At 56.9% G+C, this 14,857-nt stretch carries 14 protein-coding genes; 13 read left to right on the top strand and 1 reads right to left on the bottom strand.

All coding sequences use genetic code 11. The features are described from left to right. Positions 1 to 195: 195 nt before the first annotated feature. Positions 196 to 1,794: a glycerol-3-phosphate dehydrogenase/oxidase gene (locus WFM49_RS04350; RefSeq protein WP_250756943.1), complete on the top strand. Its 1,599-nt coding sequence runs from the start codon at positions 196 to 198 to the stop codon at positions 1,792 to 1,794. Positions 1,795 to 1,918: 124 nt separating this feature from the next. Here the strand turns inward: WFM49_RS04350 and WFM49_RS04355 are convergent, their stop codons facing one another. Next, positions 1,919 to 2,416 carry a C40 family peptidase gene (locus WFM49_RS04355; protein ID WP_336971929.1) on the bottom strand — a complete coding sequence of 166 codons (498 nt, stop codon included), beginning with the start codon at positions 2,414 to 2,416 and terminating at the stop codon, positions 1,919 to 1,921. Between the two features lie 437 nt (positions 2,417 to 2,853). Between WFM49_RS04355 and flhD the strand changes: the two genes are divergently transcribed. The 12 genes from flhD to flhB all read left to right on the top strand — a co-directional run bounded on the left by flhD (position 2,854) and on the right by flhB (position 14,852). After that, entirely contained in the window at positions 2,854 to 3,180 is a 327-nt protein-coding gene (gene flhD, locus WFM49_RS04360) for a flagellar transcriptional regulator FlhD (protein WP_009455187.1), read from the top strand. Positions 3,181 to 3,210: 30 nt separating this feature from the next. Beyond that, entirely contained in the window at positions 3,211 to 3,861 is a 651-nt protein-coding gene (gene flhC, locus WFM49_RS04365; protein ID WP_009455185.1) for a flagellar transcriptional regulator FlhC, read from the top strand. Positions 3,862 to 4,052: 191 nt separating this feature from the next. Beyond that, complete coding sequence (gene motA / locus WFM49_RS04370) at positions 4,053 to 4,928, top strand: flagellar motor stator protein MotA (RefSeq protein WP_009455183.1); 876 nt, start codon at positions 4,053 to 4,055, stop codon at positions 4,926 to 4,928. A gap of 12 nt (positions 4,929 to 4,940) precedes the next feature. After that, positions 4,941 to 5,879, top strand: coding sequence for a flagellar motor protein MotB (gene motB / locus WFM49_RS04375; protein ID WP_009455181.1), 939 nt, complete (start codon positions 4,941 to 4,943; stop codon positions 5,877 to 5,879). 86 nt (positions 5,880 to 5,965) lie between these two features. Further along, a complete protein-coding gene (gene cheA, locus WFM49_RS04380) occupies positions 5,966 to 8,047 on the top strand; it encodes a chemotaxis protein CheA (protein ID WP_009455179.1) in 2,082 nt (693 codons plus the stop codon). 16 nt (positions 8,048 to 8,063) lie between these two features. Then, entirely contained in the window at positions 8,064 to 8,564 is a 501-nt protein-coding gene (locus WFM49_RS04385) for a chemotaxis protein CheW (RefSeq protein WP_009455177.1), read from the top strand. 127 nt (positions 8,565 to 8,691) lie between these two features. Continuing rightward, positions 8,692 to 10,428 carry a methyl-accepting chemotaxis protein gene (locus tag WFM49_RS04390; RefSeq protein WP_336971936.1) on the top strand — a complete coding sequence of 579 codons (1,737 nt, stop codon included), beginning with the start codon at positions 8,692 to 8,694 and terminating at the stop codon, positions 10,426 to 10,428. A 4-nt stretch (positions 10,429 to 10,432) separates the two neighbouring features. Then, positions 10,433 to 11,275 carry a CheR family methyltransferase gene (locus WFM49_RS04395; RefSeq protein ID WP_026484567.1) on the top strand — a complete coding sequence of 281 codons (843 nt, stop codon included), beginning with the start codon at positions 10,433 to 10,435 and terminating at the stop codon, positions 11,273 to 11,275. A gap of 62 nt (positions 11,276 to 11,337) precedes the next feature. Then, the gene (locus WFM49_RS04400) at positions 11,338 to 12,396 is read left to right on the top strand and encodes a protein-glutamate methylesterase/protein-glutamine glutaminase (protein WP_021446831.1); all 1,059 of its coding nucleotides are present in this window, start codon (positions 11,338 to 11,340) and stop codon (positions 12,394 to 12,396) included. A 44-nt stretch (positions 12,397 to 12,440) separates the two neighbouring features. Beyond that, positions 12,441 to 12,830 (top strand): chemotaxis response regulator CheY, encoded by a 390-nt coding sequence (gene cheY, locus WFM49_RS04405; RefSeq protein ID WP_009458133.1) that lies wholly within the window; start codon positions 12,441 to 12,443, stop codon positions 12,828 to 12,830. A 13-nt stretch (positions 12,831 to 12,843) separates the two neighbouring features. Next, positions 12,844 to 13,485, top strand: a complete 642-nt coding sequence (cheZ, locus tag WFM49_RS04410; protein ID WP_021446830.1) for a protein phosphatase CheZ — start codon at positions 12,844 to 12,846, stop codon at positions 13,483 to 13,485. 215 nt (positions 13,486 to 13,700) lie between these two features. After that, entirely contained in the window at positions 13,701 to 14,852 is a 1,152-nt protein-coding gene (gene flhB, locus WFM49_RS04415; protein WP_021446829.1) for a flagellar biosynthesis protein FlhB, read from the top strand. Positions 14,853 to 14,857 lie beyond the last annotated feature (5 nt).

A 14,857-nucleotide genomic window follows, 5' to 3' on the forward strand; every position in this document is an offset into this window, starting at 1 on the left:
TGAGGCAGTAAAAGCGGAGCAGACCACAGTGTACTGGCTCTGTGTGATCTGTGTCCGGTCGCAGAAGGGGACTTGATACGCGAGCAAACAAGTTTCACTGGACGGTAAAAGTTCAGGGGCTAAAATCAGGGTAAATCCCGAGCCAGTCAGTGTTTTTTTCGGGTGTCTGCTAATTTCAGGTCCAAAGCTCATCTTATGACTACATTAAGTTCCCCCTTATTGACCGACAGAGCCCAGATGCTGGGCGCCTTGGCGCGCACCACGCAGGTTGATATGGTCGTGGTGGGTGGTGGCGCTACCGGCTTGGGCGTGGCTCTGGACGCGGCCTTGCGGGGCTTGAGTGTGGTTGTGCTGGAAGCCTGGGACTTTGCCAAAGGCACGTCCTCGCGGGCGACCAAGCTGGTACACGGCGGGGTGCGATACCTGGCCCAGGGCAATGTCAGTCTGGTGCGTGAAGCCTTGCGCGAGCGTATGCATTTGCTCAGCAATGCGCCCCATCTGGCGCAGCGCCTGCCTTTTGTCATGCCCAGCTACAAGTGCTGGGAGACTCCGTTTTACGGGGTGGGCCTGATGGCCTATGACGGTTTGGCGGGGCGCGAGGGGTTGGGTCATACCCAATTTTTGAGTGCTTCCAAAATCCGGCAGCTTCTGCCCGGTGCGCGGCAAAGTGGCCTGAAAGGTGGCGTGAAATATTGGGACGGCCAGTTTGATGATGCCCGTCTGGCCTTGGCCCTGGCCCGTACGGCGGCACTGAATGGGGCCTTGCTCATCAATTACTGTCCGGTTGTGGATGTGATGCACAGCGAGGGCAAGGTCTGCGGGGTGCGCTGCCAGGACAAGGAAAGCGGTCAGACCTATGAGATCCAGAGCAAATGCGTGGTCAATGCCACGGGCGTGTGGGTGGATCAGGTGCGACAACTGGATGCGCAGGAAGCCGGGCGTGAACTGCGCCCTATGGTTTCGCCCAGCCAGGGTGTGCACTTGGTGGTTGATCAGGAATTCTTGCCCGGTGAACACGCCTTGCTTGTGCCACGGACCAAGGATGGCCGGGTCTTGTTTGCCGTGCCTTGGTTGGGCAAGCTGATTTTGGGCACGACGGATACTCCCCGAGACGATATTCCGCTGGAGCCGCGCCCCTTGGCCCAGGAAGTGGATTTCATTCTGAAAGAGTCCGCGAATTATCTGCAAAAAGCGCCCACGGTGCGGGATGTGCGCAGTATCTGGGTGGGGCTGCGACCGTTGGTGCGCCCTGCAGCCGAGTCGGCCGCGGGGCAGACGCAATCCATCAGCCGGGAACATAGCATTACGGTTAGTGCGAATGGTTTGCTGACAGTCACTGGCGGCAAATGGACGACGTATCGTGCCATGGCCGAAGATGTGCTGGAACGCTGCCAGCAGTCCGGCTTGCTGAGGCCTTTGCCAGCCTGTCGGACTCAGGAGCAACGTTTGGTCGGTGCTTCTTATGTAGGTGACCGGCGTTCTCTGGGGCGTACAGCCGGTCTGGATGCGTATGGCAGCGAGGCCGACTGGGTGCAGACCTTGCCGGGAGCGGATCAGGAATTGGCGCCGGGCTTGAGTGTGGCCATGGTGCGCTTTGCTTGCCGCTTTGAATATGCCCGTACCGTTGAAGACATGCTGGCCCGTCGTTCGCGCCTTTTGTTCCTTGATGCGCGTCTGGCGCAGTCACTTGCCCCAGCGGTGGCGGCAATTATGGAAGAAGAGACCGGGCGCTCGCCCGAGCTGGAGGCCTTTCTGGAACTGGCCGAGCAATACGCCACCGTGCCTACGCGTTAAACGTATGGCAATAAGAAAGGGCCCGTTCATTACGGGCCCTTTTGCTTTCTGCGCTCAATGAAATTGGGTCTGGTGAAAGATCAGGCCCGCTTCCATTCAATACCTGCGCTGGCTTGCTGATGAGTCAATCAAAGAAAGTGCGAGCTGTTTCAAAGCGCTTGGCGAAATAGGGATTGTCCAGTGAATCAATCCGCACGCGTCCACCACTGGAGGGAGCGTTGATGAATTGTTGCTTGCCTATATAGATGCCTACATGCGAGTTCGGGGTACCCAGTGTATTGAAAAACACCAGGTCACCCGGGCGCAGCTGTGAACGGCTGACACGCCGGGCCGCGCTGGCCTGGTCGCCGGTGCGGCGTGGAATGGGGGAGCTGGACTCCTGGCTGAATACATAGTGCACCAGGCCGCTGCAATCAAAGCCGGTAGACGGCTCGCGTCCGCCGTAGCGGTAAGGCGTATCCAGCAATGTCAGGGCAGACAGGACGACGGCTGAGCGGCGCTGTTCATCCACACCAATGGGTTTGCCGGGGGGGAGGCGGGACAAGGGCGTGTGCGCACAAGCTGCCAGGATCAGTGTCAGGCACAAGGCGAACAGACGTTGCGTAAAAGCAGCAGGAACCATGGGCTGTTACAAAACGGATGTGGTGGCGGCGGGGAAAGCTGTCCCCAGAAGATTATCCGATATTTCAACGCTTTTTAGGCTGCACGCGAGATGGATCGTCGAAATATGCATTAATTAATGGCTAATGTATGCAACAAAACATAAATTTGATACAGGCGCTTTGATCTTTGTCATGTTACATCTCGTTTATAACTACAACATTAAGTGAGCATCTGATAATATTCTGCTGTGTCTTGATACGTTTATTGCATATATTTATTGTTTTCCATGTTTTTAGGGCATTAAAAGAGAGTGTGTGTCGGAAACATCGAGAATGTAAAATTTATATTCACGCAATAGATTGCAAGGCATGATACATATTTATGTAACTTTATATGTTTTAAATGTGTTTTGTTACAAGAAACTGGCTGATTAACAGATTTACAAGGATGGCTGACATGCCCGTATCGGAAAATTCGCTGCTGAATGATATTCAGGAAGTCAATTTGTCGTACTTGTTACTCGCGCAGCGCCTGCTGCGGGAGAATTTTTCGGCAGGTATGTTCCGTTTGGGCTTCGATACTGATGTGGCAGAGACCTTGTTGCGTCTGTCGCCGGCCCAATTGGTCAAGCTGGCCAGCTCCAGCTCGTTGATTTGCGGCTTTCGCTTCAATGATTACGACCTGCTCACCACCTTGACGCAGGATGTGCTGGGAGGGGTATTGCAGCAGGCTCACTCCACTATTCTTCTGTCACAGCGCGCGACGGCAGAACAAGCCGGTTAAACCGGCTGCGAACTTATTACATCAAGAACTATGGCTATAAAAAGCGTCGCCAAAGAAGCCCAGGAAATTGGGCTTGCTTCCGACATGATTGAGCTGGGGGCGCGTTTGCAGGTCCTGCAAGCAGAAACATCATTAAGCTACGACCGGCTGGCCCGTTTGTACCGTGAAGTCAAGGGCTGCTCGCCACCCAAAGGGATGCTGCCTTTTTCTGTCGACTGGTTCATGACCTGGCTGCCCAATATTCATTCCAGCCTGTTCTATAGCATTTACCAGTTCATGGCCGTACATACGCCGTGCGACAAAAGTCGTGCACTGGTCGAGGCCTATCGCCTTTACCTGGAGCAATCGTCGGCCGGGCGTCTGGAAGTGGGGCCGGACGAAGAGCCCGTGCTGAGTTTTACCCGTGCCTGGATGCTGCTGCGCTTTTTTGATAGCGGTTTGTTGCAACTGTCCCAGTGCGAGCGCTGCAAGGGGGGCTTCGTGGCCCATGCGCACGATCCTGAATCAGGCTTTATTTGTGCCATTTGCCGTCCGCCACCACGGGCCGGCAAGACCCGTGCCAGCAAGGCGCGCAGTACACCTAAATCTCCGGGCGGCAAAAGTCGAAAATCAGAGCCGGTCAAGGAGCCGCAAGCCAGGGTCACGGGGCACGTCAACGCACAGGTAGACGTGCCCATCTAACAATAGCTTTTGTCGTCAGTGTGCAGCAAAGCCGGATAGATGCTGGTTTTTGATGTGGATCTGATAAGAATCTGAATGTGTCAAGGCAACTGGAAGCGTTGATCTAGGCTGGAAAAAGGCCATTAACGCGTCGTTTTAGCCCGGTTGCTTGCCGCCATCATTAGCAGCGTGTATTTGAAGAAGGCGTATCCGTGCTTATTATCCTTGGATATATCATTGTTTTCGTCTCCGTTTTCGGGAGCTTTGTGGGGCTGGGCGGGCACTTGGGTGCGCTATACCAGCCTTTTGAATTACTGCTGATTGGTGGCGCGGCCCTGGGAGCCTATTTTGCGTCCAACAGCGGCAAGTCCATCAAGCTGCTGGCCAAAGCGTTGCCGATTGCATTTCGCAGCAGCCCCTACAACAAGCAGTTATACATGCAGTTGATGGGCATGTTGTCTGTGCTGCTGAACAAGGCTCGACGCGATGGCATGATGTCCATCGAAGCGGATATCGAAAACCCCGAACAAAGCCCCATCTTTGCTGATTACCCCAATGTGGTGAAAGATCCGGCTTTGATGAACTTTGTGTCCGACTACCTGCGTTTGATGATCAGCGGCAATATGAGCTCGTTTGAAATCGAAACGCTGATGGACCAGGACATTGAAACCCACCAGCACGAACGTAACGTGCCTGCACGTGCCTTGCGTGAAGTGTCTGACGCCTTGCCCGCTTTCGGGATTGTGGCGGCCGTGCTGGGTGTGGTGAAAGCGCTGGCCTCTGTAGACCAGCCGCCTGCCGTGCTGGCAGACCTGATTTCCAAGGCCATGGTTGGTACCTTCCTGGGTATCTTGCTGGCCTACGGCTTTGTCGCTCCCTTGGCTGCTACCATCGAACGCCGTACCTCGGATTCGGTCAAGGTGCTGGAGTGCATCAAGGTCACTTTGCTGGCCAATCTGAACGGTTACCCGCCCCAGCTTGCCGTGGAATTTGGCCGTAAAGTGCTGTTTTCCTCCGATCGCCCTTCGTTCCAGGAGCTGGAAGAGCATGTGCGTCAGGCCCGCTCGGGTGCTGGTCGCAAAGCCTAAGCGGATGCGTTCATGAGCAATCATAAAGATCGCGTGGTCATCCGTCGCAAGAAGACGGCCCATGCCGAGCATCATGGTGGTAGCTGGAAAATTGCCTACGCCGACTTCATGACGGCGATGATGGCTTTTTTCCTGGTGATGTGGATTCTTTCCCTGGTTCCCAAGCAGGACTTGAAGGAAATTGCCGATTACTTCCGCATGCCCTTGATGGACGCCGTTTCGGGCGGCTATCAGGCCGACTATTCGCGCAGCGTCATTCCTGGTGGCCAGCCCAGCCTGGTGCCCAATCCCCATCCCGGCACGAACAGCAGTCAGGCGGCCGATGATCGCCAGGATGTGGAGCGTCTGGAAGATTTGAAATCGGCTCTGGAAGAACTGATCCGCATCGACCCCGTGCTGAAAGAGTTCCGTCCGCAACTACTGCTGGACATGACTCAGGACGGTTTGCGCATCCAGATTATCGACCGTCAAAGCCGCCCCATGTTCTCCACGGGCAGCGCACAGGTGCAGATTTATATGCGGGCTATTTTGCGCTCGCTAAGCGCTCCCTTGAACGAGATGCCTAACCGTATTCTGATTTCCGGTCATACCGACTCGCTGCAGTACGCCAGTGGCGAGCGTTTGTACAGTAACTGGGAGCTGTCGGCCGATCGTGCCAATGCGGCTCGACAGGAGCTGGTGGCTGGTGGTCTGGCCGAGGCCAAGGTCAAGCAGGTCGTGGGTTTGGCCGATAGTGTCAGCCTGGTTAAAGATAACCCCGCCGCAGCCGTAAATCGACGTATCAGCCTGCTCGTGCTCAATAGCCGGGCCGAACGACGCATGGACGAGCAAGCCGCAAGCGGTTCGGAAGAGTTTGATTTGCGCGAAGCCATGCAGGAGACCGAGGGGCCAATCAGTATTCATATTCCCGGTCTGCCTGAAATGCCTTCTGCCTTGCCAGTGGTGCCCTAGGGCTTGTTAACAGGCCCGACGGCCCAGGTGTTTGGGCTGTGCTTTTTGTTTTGTTGTTCTAAGCCATAACCAGGAAGGAAGTGTTCATGAGCTCCGGCGTAGATCTGAGTCAGTTTTACGAAACCTTTTTCGATGAAGCCGATGAGTTGCTGGCGGACATGGAGCGCTTGCTGCTGGAGCTGGATCTGGACGAGCCTGATCGCGATCAGCTCAATGCCATCTTCCGGGCCGCGCACTCAATCAAGGGCGGTGCAGGCACGTTTGGTTGCTTCGGTCAGCTGGCTGAAACTACCCACTTACTCGAAAATCTGCTCGATCTGGTCCGTAATGGCGAGATGCAATTGCGCAAGGACATGATTGACCTCTTTCTGGAAACCAAGGACGTGCTAACCGGACAAGTCAATGCCTACCGCGAGGAACAGGAGCCTGACGAGGAAGCCTATACCCGTATCTGCGCGCAATTGAGGCAACTGGCCCTGGAGCAAAAGGGCATTCTGGCAACGGACGCCAAAGGAACCGAAGCGATTCTGCAAGCCGAAGCGGAACCCGAGCCGGAACCGGCCGCCAATACGGATGGCTTGCCACTGTGGGTGTCCATGGGACCGGTATCGGATAAAGATGCGGAGGCGCTGCAACAAGAAATGGAGTTGATGGGCACCATCGTCCATCAAACCCGTGAAGGCGATCGCCTGGATATCTGGGTGGAAACCACAGGTTCAGCGGACGACATCCTGGCCGTTTGCTGCTTTATTCTGAATGCCGACCAGGTGTCGGTAAAACCGGCTGCTGCTCCTGGGCAAGCGGCGGCTCCAGCATCCGCCGCAGCTTCTGCTCCTGCCGCCGCCGTGGCTGTCGAGCCCGCCGCTGTCGCTCCGGCCGCTCCAGCACCAGCCCCTGTTGCGGCTGAACCTGAAAAAACCGAAACGCCTGCTCCTGCTGTTGCCCCTAAAGCTGCCGACAAACCCGCCAAGGCCGCGGCTCCCAAAGAGTCCGGCACGATCCGCGTGGGCGTGGAAAAAGTTGACCAGATCATCAACCTGGTGGGCGAGCTGGTCATTACACAAGCCATGCTGGTGCAAACTGCCTCGACGCTGGACCCGGTCGTGCATGATCGTCTTTTGAATGGCATCGAACAGTTGGAGCGCAATGCGCGCGATCTGCAAGAGTCCGTGATGTCCATTCGCATGATGCCGATGGATTACGTGTTCAGCCGCTTTCCGCGTGTGGTGCGTGAAAGCGCGGCCCGCATGAACAAGAAGATTCGTCTGGTCACCAAAGGGCAGGCCACCGAGCTGGACAAGAGCCTGATCGAACGCATTATTGATCCGCTCACGCACCTGGTGCGCAACAGTATCGACCACGGCATTGAAATGCCCGAGGATCGTCTGGCAGCGGGCAAGGAAGAAGAGGGCGTGCTGACCTTGTCGGCCCAGCACCAGGGCGGTCATATCATCATTGAAGTGGTGGACGATGGCGCTGGTCTGAACCGCGAACGTATTCTGAAGAAAGCCATGTCTTCGGGCCTGCCTGTCACCGAGACCATGCCGGACGACGAAGTGTGGCAACTGATTTTTGCCCCCGGCTTTTCCACCGCCGACAAAGTCACGGAAATTTCCGGACGCGGCGTGGGCATGGACGTGGTGCGACGCAATATCCAAAGCATGGGCGGCCATGTGCAGCTGTACTCGCGCGCAGGCAAGGGAACGACCACCCGTATTGTCTTGCCGCTGACGCTGGCGATTCTGGATGGCATGTCGGTCCAGGTGGGCAATGAGGTGTTCATCCTGCCGCTGGCTCACGTAACCGAATCCATGCAGCCCACAGAAGAGCAGTTGCGCAGCGTCACCGATACCGATCACGTCATGTTTGTGCGTGGCGAGTATCTGCCCCTGATTTCCCTGCGTGACATCTTCTCGGTTGAAGGGGCCGAGACTGATGTGACTCGTGCGATTGCCGTTATCTTGCAGGCCGAAGACATGCGCTTTGCCTTGCTGGTCGATCACCTGATTGGTCAGCATCAAGTCGTGGTCAAGAACCTGGAAGCCAATTATCGAAAAATTCCGGGTATTTCCGCTGCCACCATTTTGGGCGATGGCAGCGTAGCCCTGATTGTTGATGTTTTTGCCTTGCAACGTCTGGCGCGTGACCCCGCCTCGACGTGGGCCTGATTATTCGGAGATCTTTATGTCCAACGACTTTACTTCCCACTCCGAAGCTGCCGAGGCTGGCGGCAAGGAGTATCTGGTATTTACTCTGGGCGACCAGGAATACGGCATCGATATTCTGAAAGTTCAGGAGATCCGGGGCTACGACTCCCAGACCGTCACTCGTATCGCCAACGTGCCCAATTTCATCAAGGGTGTTACCAATCTGCGTGGCGTAATTGTTCCTATCGCAGACTTGCGGGTGCGTTTCAATATGGAACGGGTGGAGTACGACCACCAGACTGTAGTGGTGATTCTGAACTTGCACGACCGAGTAGTGGGTGTGGTGGTGGATGGTGTCTCGGATGTACTGGTGCTGCAATCGTCCCAGATCAGCGCTGCCCCCAGCTTCGGCACCGCCTTCTCGACCGAGTACCTGACCGGTATCGGTACGCTGGGCGAACGTATGCTGATTTTGGTGGATATTGAAAAACTGATGACCAGTGAAGAGATGGCTCTGGTTGACAGCGCAGTGGCCTGATCGCCCGAGTCTGTAAAGACTTGCCAGGCGGGGACTTGTTTAACGGGTCCTCCAAGGAATGTTCGGGCCGGGGGAGGCGTCACAAGCGCCTCTGATGTTCGGATCTACTCTAGACAAGGTGCTTGCAATGCTGGATGGATTACGTTTAGCCAATCTGAAGGTGCGGACCAGTCTGATTCTGGTACTGGTGTTTTTTTTAGCAATGCTGGTGGCAGGCGCCGCTCTGGGGATTTTGTCCTTGCGCGCCAATAACGGTGCGCTGCAAAGCATCGTGGTCAATCAGCGTGTAGGCTCGGCCATGTATCAGGCCATCGAGCGCTACAAAGAGACTCAAACCCTGATTGGACGAGCGGCCATCAGCTATGTGGTCAGCAATGATCTGCAAAACCAGGACTTGATGGCCGAGTGGAGCGATGCGGCTCCCAAAACCTCGGCGATCAGCTCGGCAACCCGTGATGCCCTGGACGCCACGCGCAAGCAGTTTGAGCTGGCCCAGGAATCCTTCTTTGAATACCAGGGTGTCGCTACCCAGCTGGAAGGCACCAATGATTACTACCAGCGTGTCGACGCGGCGTTCATGTCCCTGATGCAAGGTGGCGTGCTGCCCTTGATCGCCTACCTGGAGCAAGGTGATATTGCGGGTTTCCGCAGCTATGTGGCGACTACCACCAAGTTCCTGGAAGAGGATCTGTACAGCGCCTTGAACACCTTGCAGGAAGCTCAGCAGCGTTCTATCGACTCGCAATACCAGAAAGAAAACGACCAGTACAACATGGTGATCCGTCTGGTGGGTCTGGCCATGGTGCTTTGTCTGTTTATCTCCTTGGCCGTGTATGTGTTCTTGAATCGCATGGTGTTGCGCCCCTTGCGTCAGGCTGGTGCGCACTTTGATCGCATTGCCAGCGGGGATCTGACCCAGCGCGTGGAAGTGAAGTCCACCAATGAAATTGGTGTGCTGTATGACGCCGTGCGTCGCATGCAGGGCAGCTTGCAGTCCATGGTGCAAACCGTGCGTCAGGGCGTGGAAGAGATCACCTTTGGTTCGCGCGAAATTTATGTGGGCAATACGGACTTGAGCAGTCGCACGGAAGAGCAGGCCGCCTCCTTGCAGCAGACTGCGGCCAGCATGGAGCAGTTGGCCAGCACGGTTCGCCAGAACTCGGACAATGCCCAGCAAGCGGACCAGGTTGCCAAGAATGCTTCCGAAGTGGCTCTGCGCGGTGGCCAGGCGGTCTCTACCGTGGTGCAAACCATGGAAGACTTGTCGGCCAGTTCGGGACAGATTGCCCAGATCGTGAACGTGATCGACGGCATTGCCTTCCAGACCAATATTCTGGCCTTGAACGCCGCGGTGGAAGCCGCCCGTGCGGGCGAGCAGGGCAAGGGTTTTGCGGTGGTAGCCGGTGAAGTACGCAGTCTGGCTCAGCGCAGTGCGCAAGCGGCGCGCGAGATCAAGGGCTTGATCGAGCAGTCGCTGGCCAAAGTGAAAGAAGGGACTCGACAGGTGGATGAGGCGGGCAAGGTGGTCATGGAAGTGGTCAGCTCGGTACAGAGCGTAACGACCATCATGGCGGAAATTTCCTCGGCTTCAAACGAGCAGTCGGAAGGAATTGAGCAGGTGAACCGGGCGGTTGCGCAAATGGATGTGGTTGTGCAGCAGAACGCGGCCCTGGTCGAGCAGGCTACCGCTGCGGCGGGCTCCTTGCAGGATCAGGCAACCCGTTTGTCCGATGCGGTGTCGGCGTTCAAAGTCAGTGCGCAAGACATTATTGATGATCCGTTTGAAGCGCCCGAGCCGGAACGATTACGTTCTACCGAGCGTCTGTCGGCGGGGCCTTTTAGCGGGACCTTGGCCAGCCTGTAGTTATATGAGCACATCTGTGGAACCTTTTGTTTATACATTGCCCTCGATCCCGCAAGCCTCGAGGGCCGACTGTGAGCGAGCCGCGCGCTTGCTCAAGTCGTATGCGGGCATCATCTTAGGTACCCACAAAGAAGATATGGTTGCCCGCACGCTGGGTATGCGCAGTCAGAACGCGGGCATGCGCGAGGTACGCCAGTACCTGGATATTCTGGAACAGGACACCCATAGCCAGGAGTGGCAGGACTTCGTCAACGCCTTCACCATCAATCACACCGCGTTTTTTCGGGAACAGCATCACTTCGATATTCTGGGCAAGTTTGTCAGTACACGCGGCAAACCCCTGGATATCTGGTGCAGCGCCGCCTCTACGGGCGAGGAAGCGTATTCCATTGCCATGACGGTGCGCGAACACTGCCCCTCACCGGATGTGAATGTGTCCATTCTGGCTAGCGATATTGACTCGGCGGCCTTGGACAAGGCCCGTCAGGGCGTGTATACCCTGGAGCGCATTCAGCCCGTGCCCGATTTGTGGCTGCCGCGTTACTTTCAGCGTGGCGTGGGCGCTCGCAAGGGGCTGGCACGCGTCAAGCCCGTGTTGCGCAATATGGTGGAGTTCGAGGAGTTCAATCTGGTGGGGCCGGCCTGGCCGTCTTCCAGCCGTTTTGATGTGATCTTCTGTAGAAACACCATGATTTATTTTGATCGTGATGATCAGACACGCATTCTGGAGCGCTTTGCCGCCGTCACCAAGCCTGGCGGACTGCTGTTTGTGGGGCATTCCGAGAACTTCTCCTATCTGACCAAGGCCTTTCGACTGCTGGGTCAGACGGTGTATGTCCGGAACTAGGGCCCATTAGTTTCACCCCGCCCCAAGCTCTGTTGGCGTTTGAAATCGGGATTATGAGTAGCATGAAGAAAATTCGAGTTTTGTGTGTAGACGATTCCGCCCTGGTGCGCAGCCTGATGGTGGAAATTATCAACAGTCATGCGGATATGGAAGTGGTGGCCGTGGCCCCCGATCCGCTGGTGGCGCGCGAGCTGATCAAAGAACACAATCCGGATGTGCTGACGCTGGACGTCGAGATGCCGCGTATGGACGGGCTGGACTTTCTGGAGCGCCTGATGCGCTTGCGTCCCATGCCCGTGGTGATGGTGTCCTCGCTGACCGAGCGCAATTCGGACGTGACCTTGCGTGCCCTGGAGCTGGGCGCGGTGGACTTTGTGACCAAGCCCAAGCTGGGCCTGCGGGACGGCTTGCTGGATTACTCGGACCTGATTGCCGACAAGATCCGCGCCGCCTCCATTGCCCGTCCACGTCGTGCGACCCCGGCCCCGGCAGGGTCCGCCCCGGCTCGTCGCCTGACGCACAACTTTTCGACCACTGAAAAACTGATCATGATCGGTGCATCCACAGGCGGCACTGAGGCCATTCGCCAGGTGCTGGAGCCTTTGCCGGCCAATTGTCCGGCCATCATGATTACCCAACATATGCCAGCCGGTTTCACGCGCTCGTTTGTGAACCGTCTGGATGGACTGTGTTCCATGCAGGTGCACGAGGCCGAAGATGGTCAGCGCGTGTTGCCCGGCCATGTGTATCTGGCTCCCGGTGGCGTGGCGCACATGAAGCTGGCCCGCTCGGGTGCCAACTATGTGGTCAAGCTGGTGGACAGTGAACCTGTCAACCGCCACCGGCCCTCGGTTGATGTGCTGTTTCACTCTGCCGCCGAGCTGGCCGGACGCAATGCCGTGGGTGTCATTCTGACCGGCATGGGCAAGGACGGCGCGCAAGGTTTGCTGGCCATGAAACAGGCCGGTGCCATGACTTTTGCCCAGGACGAAGCCACCAGCGTGGTCTTTGGCATGCCGCGTGAAGCCCTGCAAATTGGCGCGGCGGACATCGCCTTGCCCTTGGGGCAGATCAGCGAACGAATTCTAGCCAGTGTGGGGGCCTTTGGGCACCGTGTATAAACGGTCCTGAACGCACTGGCATGCTACTCATTTGGAGAATGTAAATGGTACAAAAAAATATAAAAATTCTCGTCGTCGATGACTTTCCCACCATGCGCCGGATCATCAAGAACCTGCTCAAGGATCTGGGATACGAGAATGTAGACGAAGCAGAAGATGGTCAGATGGGCCTGGAAAAACTGCGCAACGGCAATTTCGAGTTTGTGGTCTCTGACTGGAATATGCCGAATCTGGATGGGCTGGAAATGCTCAAGCAGATTCGTGCCGATGCCAACCTGTCCTCTTTGCCTGTGCTGATGGTGACCGCCGAAGCCAAGAAAGAGAACATTATTGCCGCCGCCCAGGCGGGCGCCAATGGCTACGTCGTCAAACCCTTTACCGCCGCAACTCTGGAAGAGAAGCTGAACAAGATCTTCGAGAAAATGGCCGGTTAATACGGAGTACGTCATGGATCCACAGCAAACACCGAATCATCCCGACCCCCAAAGCGTACCGGTTGATCTGGTCTACCGCATCGCCAATCTGACCCGCCTGCTGCGGGAAAGCATGCGCGAACTGGGTCTGGATCAGGCCATTAAAGATGCCGCGCACGCGATTCCGGATGCCCGTGATCGTCTGCACTATGTGGCTCGCATGACTGAGCAGGCCGCCAACCGGGTACTGAACGCGGCCGAGCAGGTGCGTCCTTTGCAGGAGTCCTTGCAAGAGGATGCCCAGGCCCTGGATGCCGAATGGGAACAGTGGTTTGAACAGCCTCTGGACCAGGACCAGGCCCGCGAACTGGTCAAGCGTACTCGAGGCTTCTTGCGCGATGTGCCCGTCAAGGCCCAGCAGACGCAGGACAATCTGCTGGAAATCATCATGGCCCAGGACTTTCAGGATCTGACCGGGCAGGTGATCACGCGCATGCTGGGTGTGGTTGGCACTATCGAGACCGAACTGGTCCAGGTGCTGGTCGATAATGTCCCCACAGAAAAACGCGAAGAAACTCAAAGTCTTATCAACGGCCCGGTGGTCTCGCCGGTAGCCTCGGAAGTGGTCACCAGCCAGGACCAGGTGGACGACTTGCTGGCGAATCTGGGCTTTTAATCCTTGCCCAAATTCGATCATCGCGTTCGCTTCAGAAAGGCGCTGCACCTTGCAGCGCCTTTTTGCTTGTGGGGAACAGCCTGCTTTTATCGGGCTTTCTCCGCGCTATCAGAGCCGCGGTGCTCTTTTAGAATGACCCCGCGGCCTGCAGTGCGAACGCGACATTCGTGCTGGGCGCGTGATTCATTCTTTCAATTCCTGCGTCTTGGCAGTCCATGGCAGAAGACAGCGATCTCGAAAAAACAGAACCGGCCTCACCCCGGCGCCTGGAGAAGGCGCGGGAAGAGGGGCAGGTGGCGCGTTCCAGAGAGCTGACGACATTCCTGATGCTGCTGGCCGGGATTGGCGGAATCTGGGCCGGAGCCAGCTATTTGTACGAGACTTTTGGCGGCATTGTGCGTCGCAGCGTCTGGTTTGATCCGCGCGTAGCGCACGATCCCAGCGCTATGGTGGTACAGGCGGCCGGTCTGGCAGGCGAAGCGTTAAAAGGTCTGGCACCGCTGTTCCTGCTGCTGGTTGTGGTCGCGATCTTTGCCTCGATCGCCCTGGGCGGCATGAGCTTTAGCGGCAAGGCCTTGCAGCCCAAGTTCGAGCGCATGAATCCGGCCAAGGGCATCAAGCGCATGTTTTCCATGCAGACCGTGATCGAGCTGATCAAGACCCTGGCCAAAGCCGGCCTGGTAGGTTCGGTGGCGGTGTATGTGATCTGGACCGAGCGCGAGCAGATGACGGCTCTGATGTATGTGCATCCCACGGCGGCCATAGCCACGGGGATGACGCTGATCATCAAGTGCTGTGCCCTGATCGCCGCCAGCTTGCTGGTGATTGTCTTGATTGATGCGCCCTGGCAGTTGTGGAGCTTTTACAAAAAGCTGCGCATGTCGCGCCAGGATGTGAAAGAAGAACATAAGGAAAGCGAGGGTGATCCGCATGTGAAAGGGCGCATCCGGCAGCAGCAACGGTCCATGGCCCGTTCGCGCATGATGTCTCAGGTGCCGGGGGCCGATGTGGTGGTTACCAACCCTACGCATTATGCGGTGGCCTTGAAGTATCAGGACGGCAAGGGCGGTGCCCCCCGTGTGGTTGCCAAAGGCACGGGGCTGATTGCTGCCAAGATTCGCGGGCTGGCCGCCGAGCACAAGGTGGCCATGCTGGAGGCGCCTGCGCTGGCACGGGCCTTGTACTTCAACGTGGAGCTGGAGCGCGAGATTCCTGTGGATTTGTACTCGGCCGTGGCCGAAGTGCTGGCCTGGGTTTATCAGCTTCGTAACTGGAACAAGGGGCAGGGCGAGCGCCCGATCATGCCCACCCGATTGAAAGTGCCAACTGGCATGGATGAAGGGCCACTGCGTTCGCGCAAACACTAAAAGCA

This window comes from Alcaligenes sp. PF14, from assembly GCF_037150615.1.
Taxonomy (GTDB): domain Bacteria; phylum Pseudomonadota; class Gammaproteobacteria; order Burkholderiales; family Burkholderiaceae_B; genus Alcaligenes; species Alcaligenes phenolicus.

What these genes read in the sequence shown, in the direction of transcription:
- WFM49_RS04350 (WP_250756943.1), top strand. Translation starts at nt 196, where the DNA reads ATGACTACATTAAGTTCCCCCTTATTGACCGACAGAGCCCAGATGCTG.
- WFM49_RS04355 (WP_336971929.1), bottom strand. Translation starts at nt 2,416, where the DNA reads ATGGTTCCTGCTGCTTTTACGCAACGTCTGTTCGCCTTGTGCCTGACA.
- flhD (WP_009455187.1), top strand. Translation starts at nt 2,854, where the DNA reads ATGCCCGTATCGGAAAATTCGCTGCTGAATGATATTCAGGAAGTCAAT.
- flhC (WP_009455185.1), top strand. Translation starts at nt 3,211, where the DNA reads ATGGCTATAAAAAGCGTCGCCAAAGAAGCCCAGGAAATTGGGCTTGCT.
- motB (WP_009455181.1), top strand. Translation starts at nt 4,941, where the DNA reads ATGAGCAATCATAAAGATCGCGTGGTCATCCGTCGCAAGAAGACGGCC.
- cheA (WP_009455179.1), top strand. Translation starts at nt 5,966, where the DNA reads ATGAGCTCCGGCGTAGATCTGAGTCAGTTTTACGAAACCTTTTTCGAT.
- WFM49_RS04385 (WP_009455177.1), top strand. Translation starts at nt 8,064, where the DNA reads ATGTCCAACGACTTTACTTCCCACTCCGAAGCTGCCGAGGCTGGCGGC.
- WFM49_RS04390 (WP_336971936.1), top strand. Translation starts at nt 8,692, where the DNA reads ATGCTGGATGGATTACGTTTAGCCAATCTGAAGGTGCGGACCAGTCTG.
- WFM49_RS04395 (WP_026484567.1), top strand. Translation starts at nt 10,433, where the DNA reads ATGAGCACATCTGTGGAACCTTTTGTTTATACATTGCCCTCGATCCCG.
- WFM49_RS04400 (WP_021446831.1), top strand. Translation starts at nt 11,338, where the DNA reads ATGAAGAAAATTCGAGTTTTGTGTGTAGACGATTCCGCCCTGGTGCGC.
- cheY (WP_009458133.1), top strand. Translation starts at nt 12,441, where the DNA reads ATGGTACAAAAAAATATAAAAATTCTCGTCGTCGATGACTTTCCCACC.
- cheZ (WP_021446830.1), top strand. Translation starts at nt 12,844, where the DNA reads ATGGATCCACAGCAAACACCGAATCATCCCGACCCCCAAAGCGTACCG.
- flhB (WP_021446829.1), top strand. Translation starts at nt 13,701, where the DNA reads ATGGCAGAAGACAGCGATCTCGAAAAAACAGAACCGGCCTCACCCCGG.